The organism is Hydrotalea lipotrueae, assembly GCF_019249625.1.
Lineage (GTDB): Bacteria > Bacteroidota > Bacteroidia > Chitinophagales > Chitinophagaceae > Hydrotalea > Hydrotalea flava.
Genome location: NZ_JAESDL010000003.1, coordinates 116,422 through 137,217, shown reverse-complemented (window position 1 = coordinate 137,217; position 20,796 = coordinate 116,422). Strand labels below are relative to the sequence as shown.

The window sequence follows — 20,796 nt, the reverse complement described above, 5'->3', positions numbered from 1 at the left end:
AATTAAGTTAAGTGATACCAATGATGAAAACAGTAACCAAAAGCCCTGAAGCATTTACGTGAAAACCTTCTAGAGAAATGGAAGAACTGGTCATTGGACAAACGAAGATAATTTTTTTATTTGGTTCCCCAATTTTTTTTTAAATAAGTGGGTTTGTGGTGGATGGGCACAAAAAAACCGCAGCACTTGCTACGGTTTAAAATATGGTGAAAAGGCTGTTTTACTCAGCTACCACATCAAATTCAATTTCTGCAAGGTTGCCATTGCCAAAATCGATCGATGCTTTGTGCAGGCCAATTTCTTTCACTTCTGATACAATATGAATTCTTCTGCGATCAATTTCATATCCTTTTTGGTTGCGAATGGCGCTGGTAATTTGTAAAGCAGTAACCGTTCCAAAAATTTTGCCACTGGTACCGGTTTTTACGCCAATTTTTACTGGAGATGATTTCAGTACTTCAGTAACCTTATGAATTTCAGCCAGCATAGCTGTTTCTTTTTTGGTCTGTACTTTTAAGCGTTCTTCTAATTGTTTTAAATTGGAAGGACTAGCCTCTACTGCTAATTTTTGAGGAATAAGGTAATTGCGGGCATAACCGTTTTTAACAGCTACTAACTCGTTTTTGCCTCCTAAATTATCTACATCCTGAATTAAAATAACTTGCATATTATTGAATTTAGTTCCCTTTACCCAGTTGATGAAACTGTCCCTCATTCAATTTTACAGAGGTTAGGGAGGTTACTAAGAAATTTTATTTTAAGAGATCGGTTACGTATGGTAATAAGGCCATTTGGCGTGCTTTTTTAATGGCATCACCTACTTTACGCTGGTATTTTAAAGAATTGCCTGATAAGCGTTTGGGCAACATTTTACCTTGTTCATTGATGAATTTCTTTAAAAATTCAACATCTTTATAATCAACGTATTTAATGCCATATTTTTTAAACCGGCAGAATTTCTTTTTGGGTTTTTCCTGTTTAATGGCGGTAAGGTATTTAATTTCATTCTTTGCCATGGTTTATCCCTCCATTTTTTCGGTTATTTTAAATCCGCCATTTCTTTTTACATAGTTGTACTCGACGGCGTTTTTATCGAGTTTTGTAATCATGTGACGCATGATTTGCTCATCACGTAACATTTGAATTTTCAATTTTTCATTGAAACCGGGATTGGCGGTATATTCTAATACCCAATAAATACCCGTTGTTTTTTTCTGAATGGGATAAGCCAGTGATTTCAATCCCCAGGGATTGCTGTGCACAATGGTGCCGCCATTTTCGGTTACCAGTTCCGTATACTTTTTTTGTGCTGATTTAAAATCATCTTCTGAAAGTACCGGGGTAAAAATGATCATTAATTCGTAATTGTTCATTACCCTTTTTTTAATTGTTTAAATTGGTTTTTACCCAATGGACAAACTTCCTTTTGAAAGTATGATTCTGCCAAAACAGAATTGGGGCTGCAAAAGTAAGTGTTTATGGTTAAAATAAGAAACTGTTTTTTAAAATAAGTGTAGATATGCTCTTGGAAGGCTAAGTTATTCATACATTGATCCGATCAATGCGGATGAAATAAAAAAAAGAGCGCCTATTGCTCAGCGCTCCTCTTTTTTTAATTGAATTGATCAACCTATTTATTTCCCGGCTACTTGTTTGCGGATGATATTTAAAGCAGCCCCAGCTTTAAACCATTCAATCTGTTGCTGATTGTAGGTATGGTTGGCAATAATTGCTTCTGAACTGCCATCTGCATGATGTAAAACTATGGTTAAAGGCTTACCGGGTTCAAATTCGGTTAAACCAATAATATCAATGGTATCATTTTCAGCAATTTTGTCGTAATCGTTTTTATTAGCAAAAGTTAATGCCAGCATGCCCTGTTTTTTTAGGTTGGTTTCATGAATCCGGGCAAATGATTTGGTTAAAACTACACGTACACCTAAATGCCGGGGTTCCATGGCGGCATGTTCACGGGAAGAGCCTTCTCCATAATTTTCATCGCCCACCACAATGGTATCAATACCAGCTGCTTTATAAGCCCTTTGGGTATCGGGAACGGGGCCGTAAGCGCCTGTTAACTGGTTTTTTACCAAATTGGGTTTTTCGTTAAAAAAGTTAATAGCACCAATTAATAAATTGTTGGAAATATTATCTAAATGGCCACGGTATTTTAACCATGGGCCTGCCATAGAGATATGGTCAGTGGTACATTTTCCTTTTGCTTTAATGAGTAGTTTTAATCCCTTTAAATCAGTACCCTCCCATGCCGGGAAAGGTGCTAAGAGTTGTAAACGTTTTGATTGAGGGTCAACCACAACGTTCACCTTACTTCCATCGGCGGCGGGTGCCTGATAACCGGGATCATCTACCGCAAAACCTTTGGCGGGTAATTCAATGCCTGCCGGAGGGTCTAGTTTTACTTTTTCACCTTTTTCGTTCGTTAAATAATCTGTTAATGGATTAAAAGTTAAATCGCCGGCAATGGCTAATGCGGTTACCATTTCAGGCGAAGCCACAAAAGCATAGGTATTGGGGTTACCATCGGCACGTTTGGCAAAGTTTCTGTTAAATGAATGTACAATGGTGTTTTTTTCCTGCTTTTCTGCGCCCATTCTATCCCACATGCCGATACAAGGCCCGCAGGCATTGGCAAAAACTTTTGCACCAATCTTTTCAAATGTATCTAAAAAGCCATCTCTTTCAATGGTAAATCTTACTTGTTCAGAACCGGGGGTAATTGTATATTCTGCTTTTGTTTTTAATTGTTTATCAGCAACTTGTTTTGCTAAACTAACCGCTCTGCTAATGTCTTCGTATGATGAGTTGGTACAGCTGCCAATTAACCCAACTTCTACTTTGGTGGGCCATCCGTTTGCAGCGGCAGCTTCTTTCATTTTAGAAACAGGTGTAGCCAAATCGGGTGTAAAAGGCCCGTTTAAATGCGGTTCCAATTCATTTAAATTAATTTCAATCACCTGATCAAAATAATTTTCGGGATTTTCATATACTTCCGGATCAGCATTCAAATATGATTTGATGGTATCTGCCATTGCAGCTACTTCTTTGCGGCCGGTGGCTTTTAAATAACGGCTCATGCTATCATCATAACCAAATGTAGAAGTGGTGGCACCAATTTCAGCCCCCATATTACAAATGGTTCCTTTTCCGGTGCAACTAAGGGCAGCTGCTCCTTCACCAAAATATTCAACAATGGCGCCGGTTCCGCCTTTTACTGTTAGTATGCCTGCTACTTTAAGAATAATATCTTTAGGTGCGGCCCATCCATTCAATTTTCCGGTTAGTTTAATGCCAATTAATTTAGGCCATTTCAGTTCCCAGGGTAAACCCGCCATCACATCGCAGGCATCTGCTCCACCAACTCCAATTGCAATCATACCTAAGCCACCTGCATTTACAGTATGAGAGTCAGTACCTATCATCATACCGCCTGGAAAAGCATAATTTTCTAAAACCACCTGGTGAATAATTCCGGCACCGGGTTTCCAAAAACCAATGCCATATTTGTTAGAAACAGAAGCTAAAAAATCATATACTTCTTTGCTTTCGGTAGTAGCTACCTGCAAATCTTCTTTTGCTTCTACACGTGCTGTAATTAAGTGATCACAATGTACTGTTGAGGGTACGGCAACTTTAGGCCTTCCTGCCTGCATAAATTGTAACAGGGCCATTTGTGCGGTAGCATCCTGCATCGCTACTCTGTCTGGAGCAAAGTCAACATAACTTTTGCCTCTTTCAAAGTTATTTAAAGGTTGTTCTGAGTGTAGGTGTGCAAATAATATTTTTTCTGCCAGTGTCAAGGGTCTGCCTAAAGTTTTACGGGCTGCGGCTATTTTAGCCGGCATTTCAGCGTAAACTTTTCTAATCATTTCAATGTCGAATGCCATAATTGCTATTTTATAATTTGATGAATGAAAAGAGATGACTTTAATAAAGTGAACTGTTTCAAGTTTTTTAAAAATGCAAAATTACGATAAAACAAAAGGCGATAAAAAACTGTTTTATGAATTGTTTTGCAGTTACTATTTGTAAATACAGTAAATTGCATAAAGTTTATTTCTAAAATAAACACTATGAAACTGATGAATAAGTTACGTGAGTTTATGGAAATGCATGCTTTTGGTGTTTGCACAGCAATAGGTGAAAAACTTGGTATTGCCACTTCAAGAATTAGGATGTGGTTTATTTATATTTCATTTCTAACCATGGGCTCACCACTGATTATATATATGATTCTTGCTTTCTGGATGAATATAAAGCGATACATTCTCAATGCGAGAAGAAATCCGCTGAAGTATTTATAAAATATTTTTCAATTGTATTAACCAATTTTAACCACTGTTTCCCTCAGAGCGGCCAGTTTTTCAAGTAAATTTTCCAGTAAATGAAGTGGCAGCATATTGGCTCCATCACTAAGCGCCTTTGCCGGGTTGGGATGGGTTTCAATAAATAAACCGTCTGCCCCGGTTGCTATTGCTGCTTTTGCAATGGTTTCAATTAACGCAGGGTTACCGCCGGTAACGCCACTGGTTTGATTTGGTTGTTGTAAACTATGGGTACAATCCATTATCACCGGTGTATCTAAAGCTTTCATCCAGGTAATATTTCTGTAATCTACCACCAAATCCTGATACCCAAATGTAGTACCTCGTTCTGTTAACATGATTTGTTGGTTTCCGGCTTTTTTAATTTTATCAACTGCAAACTGCATGGCAGGGCCACTTAAAAATTGTCCTTTTTTTACATTAATAATTTTATGGGTAACTGCGGCAGACTGCAATAAATCAGTTTGCCGGCAAAGAAAAGCGGGGATTTGTAAAATATCTATATACTTTGCTGCTTCGGCTGCTTCATCATGTGCATGAATATCTGATGTTGTAGGCAAGCCAAACGTTTTACCTACTTTTTCAATTAACGATAATCCAACTTCATCGCCCAAACCGGTAAAGGAGTTAGCACTGGTTCTGTTCGCTTTTCGATAACTGGCCTTGAATATATAAGGTATACCTAATTTTATGCAGGTGCTATATACTTTATCTGCTACTTCCATTACCAATTCTTCATTTTCTACTACACAGGGCCCGGCAATTAAAAAAAATTGTTGTGGATGATATTGTTGATTTTTTAATACAGAAGATAAGTATGCAGGCATCATAAAATTAAATGAGTTATTGAAATGCGAACTTACATGCATTTTTGTTTTCTTTGCGCTAACAATTGTTAGTAAATTTAAATTAAATGGTGAAAGATAAAATTTTGGTGATTGGAGCCAGCGGACAGATAGGTGTAGAATTAACCCTTGCTTTAAGAAAAGTGTATGGCAATGTAAATGTTGTGGCTTCTGATTTACGGGAAGAAAATGATTTACTGAAGGGTACAGGGCCTTATGTTAGTTTAGATGTAATGAATAAGGAAATGTTGCATGTGCAGGTAATACGGCAAAATATTACACAGATTTATTTATTGGCGGCTATCTTATCTGCTACCGGCGAAAAAAATCCAAATCTTGCCTGGAACCTGAATATGCAGGGGTTATTAAATGTTTTAGATATTGCTCGGGAGGAGCAAATTCATAAAGTTTACTGGCCAAGCAGTATTGCAGTTTTTGGACCTACTTCACCAAAAATAAATTGTCCGCAACAAACCATTATTGAGCCTATTACTGTTTATGGTATCAGTAAATACGCAGGTGAATTTTGGTGTAATTATTATCATCAACGGTATGGTGTTGATGTAAGAAGCCTTCGTTATCCAGGTTTAATCAGTTATAAGTCTGCCCCGGGTGGTGGTACAACTGATTATGCCATTGAAATTTTCCATGGTGCACTTGAAGAACAAAAATATACCTGTTTTCTGAAAGAAGACACTTATTTACCAATGATGTATATGCCCGATGCCATTAAAGCCACATTAAGTTTAATGGAGGCACCACAGGATCAAATAACTGTACGAACTTCTTATAATGTTGCTGCCATGAGTTTTTCACCAAAAGAAATTACAGCAGCCATTCAGCAACTTATTCCTGATTTTACCATTGCATACCAGCCCGATTACCGCCAAACCATTGCCGATAGCTGGCCGCAAAGTATTGATGATACTACCGCAAGAAAAGATTGGAACTGGCAACCCGATTTTAATTTGCAATTAATGACTGCAGATATGATTGCTAATTTGCCGCATGTTTAGTTTTAAAAATTATTTTGATACACTGTAGTGAATAATACAGGTTTTGTTGTATCACTATGTTTTATTTCGTGTACGGGCTGTGCAGATACGATGACGGCAATGAAAATGTTCAGGAGTAAAAATAATATTTGCTTTTTTTATCATGACAACATGGCTAAATCTGCCACAGTTTTACCTTCTAAAATTTTTAAAGAAGCGTCTCTTACTTCTATCATCACTCTATTCAGGCCACAGACTTCTTCTTCACAATCTTTACATTTCTCATAAAAATTTAAACTTACACAAGGTAATAAAGCAATAGGCCCCTCCACAGTACGCATCACCTTTGCCAAAGGAATGGATGAAGGTGGACTTTTAAAAAAATAGCCACCACCCTTGCCTTTCTTACTTTCTAAAATGCCTACTTTTTTTAATTCGAGCAGAATGTTTTCCAGAAATTTTATTGGAATATTTTTCTTTTTAGAAATTTCTGCAATTAAAACAGGATCATTATCCTGATGTTGTGCAAGATAAATCAGTGCTTTAAAAGCATATTGTGTTTTTTTAGACAGCATACTCAGGGTTATTTTATATTCAATGTTAAAACTTTTAACGAATATCGTGAACTATTTTGCTTTTTCAACATGCTGTTAAATGTAGTTATTTTATTGTTATGCATTTGTAAATTCATGATAATAGAATAACAATCACCATGCTAAATGTTGAGTAGTTTGTAATGTGTTGTACTATTAAAATCAGTTTTCGTTTGAAACTTATTGCCTAATGGTGTTTCAGTAAACTCTGTATAACTAATGGCTGTTGAGCCAATTTTATTGAAACTTATGCCCAGTAAGCTTTTCAGAGCTTAATAGCACAATACGTTAGTTTGTATTGATTGCTACAAGAAAGGAAGTTGTTTTTCTGATTCAAAAAACATGTAAGCGGTTTTAATGTAACCCTAATACATCTTTCATTGTAAAAATTCCCTGTTTACCTATCAAAAATTCGGCAGCCAAAACTGCTCCGTCGGCAAAGCCCATTCGGCTATGTGCGGTATGTACAATTTCAATATCATCAATTGTTGAGTGGTACAAAATTTTGTGTGTGCCGGGTGCAGGATCAATTCGCTCTGAAATGATACTTAATTCATCTGCGAGGTTTGTAATGGTATTAACCCATTTTTTTTTCGATGGTATTTCCTGCATAATTTGTTCTGCCAATGAAATAGCTGTACCGCTGGGTGCATCTTTTTTTTGTGTATGATGAATTTCTGTAATAGTTACTTCATATTCCGGATGCTGTTTCATTAAATGTGCCAGAAATTTATTTAATTCAAAAAACAGATTAACGCCTATACTGAAGTTGCTGGCATAAATTAATGAACCTTTTTGTTGTATACAAGCCGCTTCTATTGCATGCCATTTTGCTAACCAGCCGGTTGAACCACAAACTACCGGTGTGCCGCTGTTGATGCATTGCATTACATTGCTGAAGGCGCTGTGCGGGCCCGTGAACTCAATCGCAACATCTGCTTTCTGTAAATGTGCTGCATTCAATTCATGTGCATTGTTTACATCAATTTTTAGAACAATTTCATGACCTTTGGCTACTGCCACTTTTTCAATGGCCTGGCCCATTTTACCATAACCTATTAATGCAATTTTCATGATTCGATTGCTTGGGGTTTAAACAAATACCATTTACCTGACATCGGGTAATGGTTTTAAAATATTGTGTTTATTTCTGAAACTAAAGGTAAAACTTAATCCCGGTGCCGAAAGCATAGGATTATAAGTGGGTTCAATATGTAAACTTAAATTGTTGCTAACATCAAAATCTTTTAAATGCCCATATACTGTGGCATCTACTACATTTAAACCCCATAAAATCATGAACCAGAGAATAGAGTAGTCTCTGTCTTTTCTAAATGAGTTGCGATAGGTTTGTAAAGCAGACGGATCTACATTTTGTAAAATGGGATAAATATTGGCAAAATGAGCAGTATCGTTATTAATTTTTATGTTGTATGCATCTCTGGTTCGTTTGTACCAGGTATTGTTGTATAAATAGGTAATGGTAGGAATAGCCAAAGCACCATAAACAATAGGAATTTTCCAGTATTCGCGATTATATGCCTGGCCTAAACCTGGTAATATGGCAGAGCGGAGCGTGGCAATTTTTGGATTGTGTTTTTTTTTGATAATAGGACCTGTGGCCTCTTTCTGGTTGTTTTCACCCGTAGTATCCATCAGAAATTTTTCATGAATGTTGCTGCCGGGTAAACTGCTGCCATTCCTGCTGAATGCAGTAGATACAGTATTCAAAAAAATAATGATACCGAATATTGTAATGCTTACCTTCATTTTTAGCTAACGCTTATATTCATAAGCTCTAAAATTTTATTCAATTCCTGTAAAGAATAATATTCCAATGTAATACTTCCTTTCCCTGTTTTTTGATGTGCCAGCGAAACTTTGGTACCAAAGTGAGAGGCTAAATTATCTTCAATTTTTTTATAAGCCGGTGGTAATTGGTTTTTTGAGGAAGATTTAACAGCCTGATGGTTTTGTGCCTTATACATTTGGCGCACCAATTCTTCGGTTTGGCGCACACTTAATTCCTTTGATTTAATTTCATTAAAAACAAATAGCTGTTTATCAACACTATCAATATTGATTAATGCTCTTGCATGCCCCATACTAATTTTACCGCCTCTTACTGCCAACTGAATATCAGGCGGCAATTTTAATAAACGTATATAATTGGTGATGGTACTTCTTTCCTTACCCATTCTTTCGGCTACCTGCTCCTGTGTATAATTTAATTCTTCCATCATGCGTTTGTAGCTTAAGCCAATTTCAATCGCATTTAAATCTTCACGCTGTAAATTCTCTAATAAAGCCAGCTCTAATAATTCTGTATCATTAGCCTGTCGAATATATACCGGTACATCTTTTAATCCGGCTAATTTGCTTGCTCTGTATCTTCTTTCGCCTGCAATGAGCTGGTATTTTCCGGAGGCTAATTTAGATACTGTTAAAGGTTGGATGATATCGTGTAATTTAATTGAAGCTGCTAATTCCTGAAGAGCATTTTCATCAAAATCACGCCGGGGCTGTTTGGGATTGATTTGAATATCCTGAATGGGTATGCGCATTACTCCGGTAACCTGTTCAACTACCTGGTTCTTAAGATGGCCGGTTGTATTTTTTAAATCTTCATCAATATTTTGCAGTAAAGAGCGGATGCCCTTACCCAATAAAGCTTTATTTTGTTTTGGTGCACTCATAATCAATGATGTGTTCTGATGAATTAGTTATTTTGAAATGACAGGTAAAAAGGTCTATTCAATTATTCGTTCTGTGTTCGACATATTGGTCATTTCGTTTTTTTGTAAAATTTCTTTGGCTAAATTCAGATAATTAACAGAGCCCTTGCTTTCTGCATCGTACAAAATAACGGGTTTGCCTACACTGGGTGCTTCACTTAATCTGGTATTTCTATGAATAATGGTTGAAAAAACCAAATCGTCGAAATGCCTTCTCACTTCACTGACTACCTGATTGCATAAACGTAAGCGGCCGTCATACATCGTCATTAATATGCCTTCTATTTGTAAATTCGGATTCAACCTGTTTTGCACAATTTTTACGGTATTTAATAATTTCCCCAATCCTTCCAAAGCAAAAAATTCGCATTGAACCGGAACAGCAACACTATCGGCCGCAACCAATGAATTTACAGTAATCAATCCAAGAGAAGGGGAACAATCAATAACAATAAAATCGTATTTTTCTTTAATGGGTTCTAAAACTGTTTTTAAAACATTTTCCCGATTGGGGTAATTGATCATTTCAATTTCGGCGCCTACCAAATCAATATGAGAAGGGATAACATCTAAATAAGGCATTTCACTTTTCAAAACCACATCTTCTGCGGATGCATTATTTACCATACAATCGTATAAACTGTTGGTAATATTATGCAAATCGAAACCAACACCGGTAGTGCTGTTGGCCTGTGGATCAGCATCGACCAATAATGTTTTGTACTCTAAAACTGCAAAACTGGCAGCCAGATTAATAGCTGTAGTGGTTTTACCTACACCTCCTTTTTGGTTTGCAATACTAATAATTCTCGCCATAGGGTTGATTGCTTAAAATGCAATTAAAAATAAGAAAGGATTTCCCAATTTATCAAGATTGCAAATCTAAAGTATTCTGTTGCATGTGTTCATATTTAATTTCTCATATTTTGATGTGTTTTTTCAGTTAGAATTTTTTTAATAGCGGGGTTGCAAAAAAATGAATGATGCATAATAAGCGGTGGTGGTTGTTGCCAAAACTTAAAAAAACCCTTCTTTTTTGCGGAAGAGGCTGGTATTTTATGATTGATTAGAATGTTTAAAGCGGAATGGTTTCGCCTATAGCTGGTAAATGCAGCGTTTTGCCGGCGGTGGCAAATGCTATTTTTGCAGCTTCGGTGTCTATTTTAATAAAACCGAATGTGTTATAATGTACGCCTATAATATGTTTACATTGCACAAAATCGGCTGCTTTTACCGCATCGGCAACATCCATGGTAAAATTATCTCCAATGGGGAAAATGGCATAATTTAAGGCAGCCCAACCGGGAATGAGTTGCATGTCTAAGGTAAGTGCCGTATCGCCGCTATAATAAAAATTACCTTCATCAGTAGTAAAAACAAATCCAATCGGATTGCCGCCATAAGTTCCATCGGGCAGTGCGCTGCTATGTTGTGCTACCACACATTTAACGGTTCCAAAATCAAATTGCCATTTGCCGCCTGTGTTCATGGGGTGTGTATTGGCAACGCCATTTTTATTGAGCCATTCATGAATTTCAAAAACTGCAACCACTTTTGCTCCTGTTTTGGTGGCAATGGAAATACAATCGGCTATATGATCGGCATGGCCATGGCTTAAAAAAATATAATCGGCTTCAATGGCATCTGCCTTAATATTTTTTGCTAATTCATTGTAAGTAATAAATGGATCGAAAAGAATTTTTTTGCCTTTCACTTCAACCAAAAAACAAGAATGTCCGTAATACGTAAATTGCATAGTTGTATTATTAAGCATTTAAAAATTTAATGTCATCTGCTTAACAAAATTAGTAGAAAGATGTTTAAACAATGTTGCAATGCTATTAAAACTTTAGTGAACAAAATATTGCCTGTTAAAAAAATATTTATGCGTAGTACCGGAATTTGGTGGATCATTATCTCCATTTTAATTATTTTAGATGTTTATGTATTTCAGGCTGTTAAAACAGTACTGCAAAACGCTTCAGAAAAAACCCGGATATGGGTAACTGTTATTTACTGGTTGATTGCCCTACTTTGCTGGATTGCTTTAATTGCATTGCCCTATATTCAGGACTTACAGATTTCTAAATTTTTTAGAAATTATGTTTTTTTTATATTAGTTGGCTTATTCATGGCCAAACTGATTGCTTCCGTATTCTTTTTAATGGATGATATTCGGCGTGGTATAGTTTGGCTTATAACATTTTTTTCCACGAAATCTGGTACTCATTTTGCCGATAATGGAGCTGAAACTATTTCACGTTCCTTATTTTTAAGCTGGATGGGTATTGGTATGAGTATTACATTAATGGGTATCCTTTTATATGGTTTTGGAAATAAATACAATTATCAAATAAAATATATACGCCTGCAATTTGCGAATTTGCCCAATGCATTTAAAGGTTTAAGGATTGCTCAGATTAGTGATATACACAGCGGCAGTTTTAACAACAAACAGGCTGTTGCGCATGGGGTAAACATGTTGTTGCAACAAAAGCCCGATTTGGTATTGTTTACCGGCGATTTGGTAAACGACCGCTACGAAGAGATGAACGATTATATGGATGTATTTGAAAAAGTAAAAGCGCCAATGGGCGTGTACAGTACATTGGGTAACCATGATTATGGCGATTATGTTCAATGGCCATCTATACAGGCTAAACAACTGAATTTGGAAAAGTTGAAAGCAGTACATGCAGCTTTAGGCTGGCGCCTTTTAATGAATGAACATGCTATTTTGGAAAAGAACGGTGATGCCATTGCATTACTGGGAATTGAAAACTGGGGTGCAAAAGGCAGATTCCCAAAATATGGTAAAATGGAGGAAGCTTATCCCGGAACAGAAAAATATTCTTTTAAAATATTAATGAGCCACGATCCCAGCCATTGGGATGCTGAAGTTAGAACAAAATATCCCGATATTGATTTAACACTGTCTGGCCACACACATGGTATGCAATTTGGTGTAGAAACGCCTTTTTTTAAATGGAGTCCGGTACAATGGATGTACAAACAATGGGCAGGATTATATCAGGAAGGCTCGCAGTATTTATATGTAAACCGCGGATATGGCTTCATTGGTTATCCGGGCAGAGTAGGTTTTTTGCCTGAAATTACCATAATAGAACTGGTTTAAATCAGCAGCAATAGCACAGTTAATTGGTCATTCATTGTATCAAGAAAAAATTTTAGCCTTTTTTAATTTTAAATAACGTGTTGTGCTATTAAAATCTGTTTTCGTTTGAAACTCATTGCCAAATAGTGTTTCAGTAAACTCTGTATAACTAATGACTGTTGAGCCAAGTTTATTAAAACCCATGCCCAGTAAGCTTTTCAGAGCTTAATAGAACAAAGCGTTAATTTTAAATATTATCATACAATACTGCTTGTTTGCAACTTGTTTACATATAGAATTAAGTTTGGCACAATCATTGACTTTTATCCCTGTAAAACAATCATTTATGAAAAAAATAATAGTATTAACCATTGGTGTGTTTTGTTTAACGGCCATAGCACAGGCGCAAGGTTTTAGAGCCGGTATTAAAGCAGGCGGTAATTTAACTAAGATTGATGGGCAAACTTTTGATCAGGGCTTTCAATTGTCATATCAGGTGGGTGGTTTTGCCGAAATAGATTTTAATAAAAAATTTGGTATTCAGCCGGAATTACTCTGGAGCCAATCTGCCACAAAATCAGCCACATTTTCTGGTATTTTTCCGCCCGATCAAAATATTAAATTAGATTATTTAACCATTCCGGTATTGTTGCGCTATAATGTTGGAAAATTGGTAACCTTCAATCTTGGGCCGCAATTTGGTATACTGCTGAATAAAAATGACAACTTGTTGGTGAATGGGCAAAATGCTTTTAAATCGGGCGATTTTGCCATGGTTGGAGGCGTGCAGTTGAATTTTAACGTATTGCGTATTTATGGTCGTTATGCGGTAGGTTTGAATAATTTGAACGATGTAAGTAATCAAAATAATTGGAAAAGTCAGCAAATACAAATGGGTATGGGATTTAGGTTTTAATGTAAATTTCTGCATAATGCATGGCATGGCATATCTTACCGGGTATGCCATTTTTTTGCGCCATTTTGTACCGTTTGCCCATCTTTGTTGCCAATGGCATTAATATTGCCCCAAACATACGCCAATAAATAAATCATTTTTATTGGTTGTAAGTGACAAAATGACTTTTTACCATAGATTGTAGTGTATGAACAAAAACAAATTTCTTTTTTCAGCAGAAGACGAGAATGATTTTATGCCCATCATTGCCATTAATGAACGGGAAGGTGAAGAAGAAAAAATTGTAATTCCCGATACTTTACCCTTGTTACCCTTACGAAACACAGTATTATTTCCGGGGGTGGTATTGCCCATAACAGTAGGGCGGGATAAAAGCATAAAGGCAGTAAATGAAGCTTATAAAAACGATAAGCTGATTGGCGTATTGGCACAAAACGATACCGAAGTAGAAGATCCTGCGGTAAAAGATTTGTGTAAAATTGGTACAGTTGCAAAAATTTTGAAACTGATTAAAATGCCCGATGGTGGGACAACCATCATTATTCAGGGTAAAAAAAGGTTTGAATTAATGCAAGTAATAGCCGAAGAACCATTTTTTAAAGCCCAAATACAATTATTAGAAGATCAACCGGTTTTAAATGACCCGGATTTTGATGCATACATCAGTACTATTAAAGATCTGGCAACAGAAATTATTCAGTTGTCTCCCAATTTACCTACCGAGGCTTCTATCATTTTAAAAAATATAGAAAATCCTTCCTTTCTCATCAATTTTGTAAGCAGCAATTTAAATACTTCTATTACAGAAAAGCAGGAATTGTTATCCCTTGAAAACATCAAAATAAGGGCAGAGAAATTAACCGGTATTTTACACAAAGAATTGCAGTTTGCAGAACTGAAAAATAAGGTTACCACAAAAACCAGAACAGAACTGGATAAACAACAACGTGATTATTTTTTACAGCAACAACTTAAAAGCATTAAAGAGGAGTTAGGCGGCGATCCCAATGAAAGAGAAATTGCTGAAATGAAAAAGAAAGCTGAAGCCAAAAAATGGCCTGAAGCTGCCAAAGCCATGTTTAAATCTGGTATTGAGAAATTAGAAAGAATGCATCCCAGTACACCCGATTATTCTGTGGTGTACAATCATTTAGATTTATTGCTTGATTTACCATGGAGAGAATATACCGATGATAATTACGATTTAAAAAATGCCAAAAAAATTTTAGATGCCGACCATTATGGCATGCAAAAAATAAAAAACCGAATTCTGGAGTATTTGGCCGTGCTCAAATTAAAAGGCGATATGAAGAGCCCGATTCTTTGTTTTATTGGCCCTCCCGGAATTGGTAAAACATCTTTAGGTAAAAGTATAGCCCATGCAGTAGGCAGAAAATATGTGCGTGTAAGTTTAGGTGGTCTGCACGATGAAAGTGAAATACGAGGGCACCGGAAAACCTATATTGGTGCTATGCCAGGGAGAATTATTCAGAATATCAGAAAAATCAAAACATCTAATCCTGTAATGATTTTAGATGAAATTGATAAAATTGGTAACGATTTTCGCGGCGACCCATCCTCTGCATTGTTAGAGGTATTGGATCCCGAACAAAACAACAGTTTCTATGACAACTATTTAGAATTGGAATATGATTTAAGCAAGGTATTGTTCATTGCTACTGCCAACGATATTCAAAACATACAACCCGCACTTCGCGACAGGTTGGAAATAATTGATTTAAGTGGATATGCCATTGAAGAAAAAGTTGAAATTGCCAAACGACACCTCATTCCAAAACAAATGGAAGCGCATGGGTTAGCAAAAGTAAATCTGAAATTCAGTGATAAGATTTTAGAAAAAATTATTGAAAACTATACACGTGAAAGTGGCGTAAGAGAATTAGACCGTCAATTAGCCTCCGTTATGCGCTATGAAGCCAAGGAACTGGCTACAAAAAATAAAATTAAACTATCGGTTTCATTAGCAGATATTGAAAAAATATTAGGTCCGCAGCGCTATAATAATGAAATATACAAAATGGCGAATATGCCCGGTGTAGCAGTAGGTTTAGCCTGGACTTATGTAGGCGGCGATATTTTATTTATTGAAACAGTACTGAGTGAAGGAAAAGGAGAATTGAAGCTTACCGGCAATCTGGGTAATGTGATGAAAGAAAGTGCCACCACAGCCTACACTTATTTACAGGCCAACGCCAAAAAACTTGGGATTGAAATGAGTGCCTTTACTACCCATAATGTGCATGTACATGTACCTGAAGGCGCAACACCAAAAGATGGGCCAAGTGCCGGTATTACCATGCTTACATCGTTAGCCTCAGCATTTACCGGCCGAAAGGTAAAACCTTATTTAGCTATGACAGGTGAAATAACTTTGCGTGGCCAGGTATTACCAGTAGGAGGTATTAAAGAAAAAGTACTGGCAGCAAAAAGAGCCGGTCTTAAAGAAATTATTATGTGTTGGCAGAATGAAAAAGATGTACAGGAAATAGATAGCAATTTTATAACCGGTGTGCAGTTTCATTATGTTAAAACCATGCAACAAGTGCTTGATTTGGCATTGGTATAAAATATGTAGCCAGCCGCATGAACAAAACAACCATTAATTATGTTGTTTATTGTATTTTTTCATGTTGGTTGTTTTAAGGGTTAAGTTCCTTCATATTTATGGGGGAACTTTTTAATTGCTCATCTTTTCAAAGCATACATACTATGTACATTTGCATATGCAAAAATTAAGTATGGATGCATTGGGCCGCAAGTCGGTTCAGGAATTTAAAGCATCTGCTAAACACCCATTGATTGTTGTTTTAGATAATATTCGCAGTATGCACAACGTGGGCAGTATTTTTAGAACCTGCGATGCGTTTTTAATGGAAGGAATTTGTATTTGCGGTTATACTCCTCAACCACCGCATCGGGATATCCATAAAACAGCTTTGGGAGCTACGGAAACGGTAGACTGGATGTATGTGCCAACTGCCTCCGCCGCAGTTCATTCATTGAAAAGTTTAGGCTATTCCGTTTGGGGTGTAGAACAGGCTAAAGGAAGTATATCATTACAGCAGTTTGCAATAACTTCAAACACCCAAATTGCTATTGTACTGGGAAATGAAGTAGAAGGGGTGAGTGAAGATGCATTAAGTTTGTGCGATGGATGTATTGAAATTCCACAATGGGGAACCAAACATTCACTGAATGTATCTGTTGCAGCCGGTATTGTTTTATGGGAGCTGGTGAAGAAAATCCAATCATTTTAAAAGAAAATAAAATTTATGCATAAGGTAAAAAAATATTTAAGTCTCGTAAAGTTTTCTCATACCATTTTTGCCATGCCTTTTGCATTCATTGGTTTTTTTCTTGGTGTAATACACCGGAAAACATCTAATATGTTTCAGGAAGTTGGCAATAATAAAACAATTATACAACACAGCTATTTTAGTAATCAGTATGTATTGGAAAAATTTTTATTGGTAATAATATGTATGGTTACTGCCCGAAATGCTGCAATGGCATTTAACAGATATTTAGACCGGCATTTCGATGCACGCAACCCACGTACCGCCATTCGCGAAATTCCCAAAGGCATTATTTCTCCTGAAAGTGCGCTAAGATTTGTTTTGCTGAATTGCCTTTTGTTTATGGGTACAACTTATTTCATCAATAAAATTTGTTTTTATTTGGCACCGGTAGCGCTTTTTGTAGTATTATTTTACAGTTATACCAAACGGTTTACTGCATTATGCCATTTAGTGCTGGGTTTAGGGCTTTCATTGGCACCAATTGGGGCTTATCTGGCAGTAACCGGAACCTTTAACCTGCTGCCTGTTTTATTTTCATTTGCAGTAATATTTTGGGTAAGTGGCTTTGATGTAATTTATGCCTTACAGGATATAGAATTCGATCAATCGCAGGATTTATACTCCATTCCTGCTGTATTTGGAAAAGCTGCCGCACTACGTATTTCCTCGTTTTTACATTTTTTAAGTGCTGCTTGTGTAATATTGGCCGGTTATTATGGTCATTTTCACTGGTTGTATTGGATAGGAATTTTGCTTTTTACAGGTATGTTGCTTTACCAGCATTCCATTGTTAAACCCAATGATTTAAGCAGGGTAAATATTGCATTTATGACTGCCAATGGTATTGCCAGTGTGGTGTTTAGTGTTTTTGTAATTGCCGATTTATTTATTTTTTAAAAATGAAATTGTGGCCAGAATTATTTGTATTGATTATGGAGGAAAAAGAACCGGCATTGCTGTTACCGATCCATTGCAAATCATTGCTACGCCTTTAACCACCATTCCTACACAAACATTATTTTCTTTTTTAAAAGAATATATAGCCAAAGAACCAGTAGAGCTGATTTTAATTGGAGAACCTTATAATTTAGACCAAACAGCTACCCATGCAACCCCATTGGTGTTAAAAGCAATCGAACAGCTAAAAAAATATTTTCCGCAAATACCCGTAAAAACTGTAGATGAGCAATACACTTCTAAAATGGCATCGAGAGCCATGGTAGAAATGGGCATGAAGAAAAAACAAAGAAGAATCAAAGAAAATATAGATCAGATTGCTGCCACCATTATGTTACAAACTTACCTGCAGGAAAGGGCTATGTAGCCACATTCAATTATCTTTGCAGTTGTATTTAAATTTATAATTTCTCCCTTTTTGTATATGATTTTACCAATAGTTGCATACGGCAATCCTGTATTAAGAAAACCGGCAGCAGAAATAACATCTGATTATGACGGATTGTATACATTGATTGAAGATATGTGGGAAACCATGTATGCCAGTAATGGCGTAGGGTTAGCTGCACCTCAAATCAATAAACCCATCCGCTTGTTTGTAATGGATAGTGCTCAAATTTTCGCTAACCGCGAAGAAGAAGATGAAACCTATCCGGATGAACCGGGTATAAAAAAAGTATTTATCAATACCAGATTAGTGGAATTAAATGGAGAAGAATGGGTGTATAATGAAGGATGTTTGAGTATTCCTAAAATACGGGAAGATATTCAACGCCCTGAATTAGTTACAATAGAATATGTGGATGAACATTTTGTACCACACCGAGAAACATTTACCGGCTTAACCGCCAGAATTATTCAGCATGAATACGACCATATTGATGGTAAATTATTCATTGATTATTTAAAACCTCTCAAGAAAAAATTACTGCAAGGCAAGTTGAATGATATTAGTAAAGGCAAGGTGAAAGTGGATTACAAAATGCTTTTTGTTAAATGAAATATGTACAAATATTGGTACTAATCTGCTGTAGCATTTCATCTGTATACGCTCAGGATACCACTTTGCATCCATCAAAGGCAGATACTACGGTGGGCTTTGGAAAATCGGGTCTGTTTACTTTACCCGAAGTAATGGTGCGAACCAACTTTAACTACGAAAAATTACTGCAACAAATTAAAGAAGATACCAGTTTTTATAAGGCTTTTCGCAACTTACGGATTTTGGGTTATTCTGCTTACAACGATATACAAATGAAGGATAAAACGGGTAATACTATTGCATCATTATATAGTAAAATCAGACAAAATTATGTAAATGGTTGCCGCACCATGGATGTACTGGAAGAAAAAACAACCGGTGATTTCTACAATAAAAAACATCAGTATAACTACCTAACCCCCGAATTATATGCAGCTTTATTTTTTACGAAAGGCACCATTTGCGGCGAAAATAATATTGTAAAGGGTCATGAAATTTCTACATCTGCTAAAAGTGGTATAGATAAGCATAAAGAACAATTAAAAATGTTATTTTTTAATCCCGGTAAAAAAATTGCCGGTATACCTTTTATAGGTAATAAGTTAGATCTATACGATGAGAAAGCGCACAAATTATACGATTACCGATTAGATATTCAGGAATATCATCATCAATTATGTTATGTGTTTACCATTACTCCAAAAGAAGATTTAACAGCATCGCAAAGAGATGATGTAGTGGTTGATGAAATGGTTACCTGGTTTAATACCAATACATTAGAAGTGCAGGGCAGAAGGTATATTTTAAGTTATAAAGCCGGTGTATACGATTTTGATGTAAGCATGGAAGTAGAAATGACACATTATAAAAATTTTTTAGTACCCGCTGTTTTAAGATATAAAGGTAATTGGGATGTGATATTTAAGAAACGTGAACGTGCAGTATTTACAGCTACTTTATTCGATTTTAAGTAGCACTTCCAAAAATAAATGCTTACCCTTTATAAACTGTTTAAAAATACATTTAAACTTTGAACACTAATTTTTTTAGGGTATAATTTTTGCAAACCTGCACTGAGCCCAAATAATGTATTTGTACCCAGATAAAAACTATTGTTAATCAATGAAATGCTAACAATGGTAATATTGGCATTTGTAGGAAGATTAGTGGTATAAAAGCCTTTTTCAATTGCCGATGGTGTTAACCGAATAACAGACTTTACATTATTAAAAACTGCAAAAGCTATTGTGTTTTTATTATTAAAATTAAGCGGTAATACTACATTCAAATTGGTAGTAGCCTGTGTGGTATCCATTAAATAATTGGCACCCATCCATTGCAAGTGCGGCGATTGTAAACGATAGCCGGTTTTGTGCATTCCATTTACCAAAGTATCCCAACGTGTAACAGAACCATTATTGTCCTGTTGCCAATTCACTTCATATTGGCCGCCTGTGTTGGATGATCCCGAATAAAATTGCATGGCGTTGTTTACATTATCATCCATCCATTGTATGGTAATAGGTTTAGCAGGTGCAATCGCAATGGGCTGATTGTTTGAAGTGAAACTCACATAAAAATCTGCCGCACAAACCAGTGGATATTGATTAAAAGTAGTGGAAATCAGATATCTGATAAAATCACCCCGTTCTTTTAAGGTAATTAGCCTCAAGTAAACAGGATCTGTTACAGGATTGGCTGTATTGCTCACATACGCACTGGTATAAGCAGGAATTTTTAGTTGTATATCATTATTCAGCCAAAAAGCTGTATCATGGGTGGGATTAAATGTAGTATAGTAAGCCATCGGTAAGCCTAATTGCACTTGCAATGAATCAATAAGGTCATTGCTAATAGGCTCATTGGTCCAGGTTGTGTCATTAAACGACATGCCCTGATAAGGCGTAAATTCATCAGAAAAATCTTTCTTACAACTTGTAATGGTTGCGAAAATGATGAATATATAAAAAAATACTTTTTTCATGGTTACTGAAT

The 20,796-nt window shown here is 36.2% G+C and carries 22 protein-coding genes; 10 read left to right on the top strand and 12 right to left on the bottom strand.

Annotated features, from left to right (window positions below; translation table 11 throughout):
- Nucleotides 1-220: 220 nt before the first annotated feature.
- From rplI to JK139_RS03690, 4 genes are all read right to left on the bottom strand, one after another.
- Nucleotides 221-667, bottom strand: coding sequence for a 50S ribosomal protein L9 (gene rplI, locus JK139_RS03705; protein ID WP_218330619.1), 447 nt, complete (start codon nt 665-667; stop codon nt 221-223).
- An 85-nt stretch (nt 668-752) separates the two neighbouring features.
- Nucleotides 753-1,016, bottom strand: coding sequence for a 30S ribosomal protein S18 (rpsR, locus tag JK139_RS03700; RefSeq protein ID WP_068247180.1), 264 nt, complete (start codon nt 1,014-1,016; stop codon nt 753-755).
- A gap of 3 nt (nt 1,017-1,019) precedes the next feature.
- On the bottom strand, nt 1,020-1,373 hold the full coding sequence (gene rpsF, locus JK139_RS03695) for a 30S ribosomal protein S6 (RefSeq protein ID WP_218330618.1): 354 nt from the start codon (nt 1,371-1,373) through the stop codon (nt 1,020-1,022).
- 261 nt (nt 1,374-1,634) lie between these two features.
- Complete coding sequence (locus tag JK139_RS03690) at nt 1,635-3,905, bottom strand: aconitate hydratase (protein ID WP_218330617.1); 2,271 nt, start codon at nt 3,903-3,905, stop codon at nt 1,635-1,637.
- A 186-nt stretch (nt 3,906-4,091) separates the two neighbouring features.
- Between JK139_RS03690 and JK139_RS03685 the strand changes: the two genes are divergently transcribed.
- Nucleotides 4,092-4,322 (top strand): PspC domain-containing protein, encoded by a 231-nt coding sequence (locus JK139_RS03685; RefSeq protein WP_228733107.1) that lies wholly within the window; start codon nt 4,092-4,094, stop codon nt 4,320-4,322.
- Nucleotides 4,323-4,339: 17 nt separating this feature from the next.
- Here the strand turns inward: JK139_RS03685 and kdsA are convergent, their stop codons facing one another.
- The gene (gene kdsA / locus JK139_RS03680) at nt 4,340-5,173 is read right to left on the bottom strand and encodes a 3-deoxy-8-phosphooctulonate synthase (RefSeq protein WP_228733106.1); all 834 of its coding nucleotides are present in this window, start codon (nt 5,171-5,173) and stop codon (nt 4,340-4,342) included.
- Between the two features lie 83 nt (nt 5,174-5,256).
- Between kdsA and JK139_RS03675 the strand changes: the two genes are divergently transcribed.
- The gene (locus JK139_RS03675; RefSeq protein WP_218330616.1) at nt 5,257-6,204 is read left to right on the top strand and encodes an NAD-dependent epimerase/dehydratase family protein; all 948 of its coding nucleotides are present in this window, start codon (nt 5,257-5,259) and stop codon (nt 6,202-6,204) included.
- 140 nt (nt 6,205-6,344) lie between these two features.
- On the opposite strand, the gene JK139_RS03670 is transcribed toward JK139_RS03675, so the two are convergent.
- The 6 genes from JK139_RS03670 to JK139_RS03645 all read right to left on the bottom strand — a co-directional run bounded on the left by JK139_RS03670 (nt 6,345) and on the right by JK139_RS03645 (nt 11,267).
- Nucleotides 6,345-6,758, bottom strand: coding sequence for an RrF2 family transcriptional regulator (locus JK139_RS03670; protein ID WP_218330615.1), 414 nt, complete (start codon nt 6,756-6,758; stop codon nt 6,345-6,347).
- Nucleotides 6,759-7,130: 372 nt separating this feature from the next.
- Complete coding sequence (dapB, locus tag JK139_RS03665; protein WP_218330614.1) at nt 7,131-7,850, bottom strand: 4-hydroxy-tetrahydrodipicolinate reductase; 720 nt, start codon at nt 7,848-7,850, stop codon at nt 7,131-7,133.
- Between the two features lie 33 nt (nt 7,851-7,883).
- Nucleotides 7,884-8,507, bottom strand: a complete 624-nt coding sequence (locus JK139_RS03660) for a DUF5683 domain-containing protein (RefSeq protein WP_218330613.1) — start codon at nt 8,505-8,507, stop codon at nt 7,884-7,886.
- Between the two features lie 41 nt (nt 8,508-8,548).
- The gene (locus tag JK139_RS03655; protein WP_218330612.1) at nt 8,549-9,472 is read right to left on the bottom strand and encodes a ParB/RepB/Spo0J family partition protein; all 924 of its coding nucleotides are present in this window, start codon (nt 9,470-9,472) and stop codon (nt 8,549-8,551) included.
- Nucleotides 9,473-9,526: 54 nt separating this feature from the next.
- Nucleotides 9,527-10,327 (bottom strand): ParA family protein, encoded by an 801-nt coding sequence (locus JK139_RS03650; protein WP_218330611.1) that lies wholly within the window; start codon nt 10,325-10,327, stop codon nt 9,527-9,529.
- A 259-nt stretch (nt 10,328-10,586) separates the two neighbouring features.
- Complete coding sequence (locus JK139_RS03645) at nt 10,587-11,267, bottom strand: metal-dependent hydrolase (protein ID WP_218330610.1); 681 nt, start codon at nt 11,265-11,267, stop codon at nt 10,587-10,589.
- A 129-nt stretch (nt 11,268-11,396) separates the two neighbouring features.
- On the opposite strand from JK139_RS03645, the gene JK139_RS03640 reads away from it, so the two are divergent.
- The 8 genes from JK139_RS03640 to JK139_RS03605 all read left to right on the top strand — a co-directional run bounded on the left by JK139_RS03640 (nt 11,397) and on the right by JK139_RS03605 (nt 19,775).
- On the top strand, nt 11,397-12,647 hold the full coding sequence (locus tag JK139_RS03640; protein ID WP_218330609.1) for a metallophosphoesterase: 1,251 nt from the start codon (nt 11,397-11,399) through the stop codon (nt 12,645-12,647).
- Between the two features lie 325 nt (nt 12,648-12,972).
- Nucleotides 12,973-13,542: a porin family protein gene (locus tag JK139_RS03635; RefSeq protein WP_218330608.1), complete on the top strand. Its 570-nt coding sequence runs from the start codon at nt 12,973-12,975 to the stop codon at nt 13,540-13,542.
- A 187-nt stretch (nt 13,543-13,729) separates the two neighbouring features.
- Nucleotides 13,730-16,129, top strand: coding sequence for an endopeptidase La (gene lon / locus JK139_RS03630; protein WP_218330607.1), 2,400 nt, complete (start codon nt 13,730-13,732; stop codon nt 16,127-16,129).
- A 157-nt stretch (nt 16,130-16,286) separates the two neighbouring features.
- On the top strand, nt 16,287-16,820 hold the full coding sequence (locus JK139_RS03625) for an RNA methyltransferase (protein WP_074419227.1): 534 nt from the start codon (nt 16,287-16,289) through the stop codon (nt 16,818-16,820).
- A gap of 15 nt (nt 16,821-16,835) precedes the next feature.
- Complete coding sequence (locus JK139_RS03620; RefSeq protein ID WP_074419226.1) at nt 16,836-17,759, top strand: UbiA-like polyprenyltransferase; 924 nt, start codon at nt 16,836-16,838, stop codon at nt 17,757-17,759.
- 10 nt (nt 17,760-17,769) lie between these two features.
- Nucleotides 17,770-18,186: a Holliday junction resolvase RuvX gene (gene ruvX / locus JK139_RS03615; protein ID WP_074419229.1), complete on the top strand. Its 417-nt coding sequence runs from the start codon at nt 17,770-17,772 to the stop codon at nt 18,184-18,186.
- A gap of 57 nt (nt 18,187-18,243) precedes the next feature.
- Nucleotides 18,244-18,819, top strand: a complete 576-nt coding sequence (gene def, locus JK139_RS03610; protein ID WP_074419225.1) for a peptide deformylase — start codon at nt 18,244-18,246, stop codon at nt 18,817-18,819.
- Nucleotides 18,816-19,775 (top strand): hypothetical protein, encoded by a 960-nt coding sequence (locus JK139_RS03605; RefSeq protein ID WP_074419224.1) that lies wholly within the window; start codon nt 18,816-18,818, stop codon nt 19,773-19,775. Before def ends, JK139_RS03605 begins: the two co-directional genes overlap by 4 nt.
- A 26-nt stretch (nt 19,776-19,801) precedes the next feature.
- Here JK139_RS03605 and JK139_RS03600 read toward each other — a convergent pair whose 3' ends face one another.
- The gene (locus JK139_RS03600; protein ID WP_074419223.1) at nt 19,802-20,785 is read right to left on the bottom strand and encodes a hypothetical protein; all 984 of its coding nucleotides are present in this window, start codon (nt 20,783-20,785) and stop codon (nt 19,802-19,804) included.
- Between the last annotated feature and the right edge of the window lie 11 nt (nt 20,786-20,796).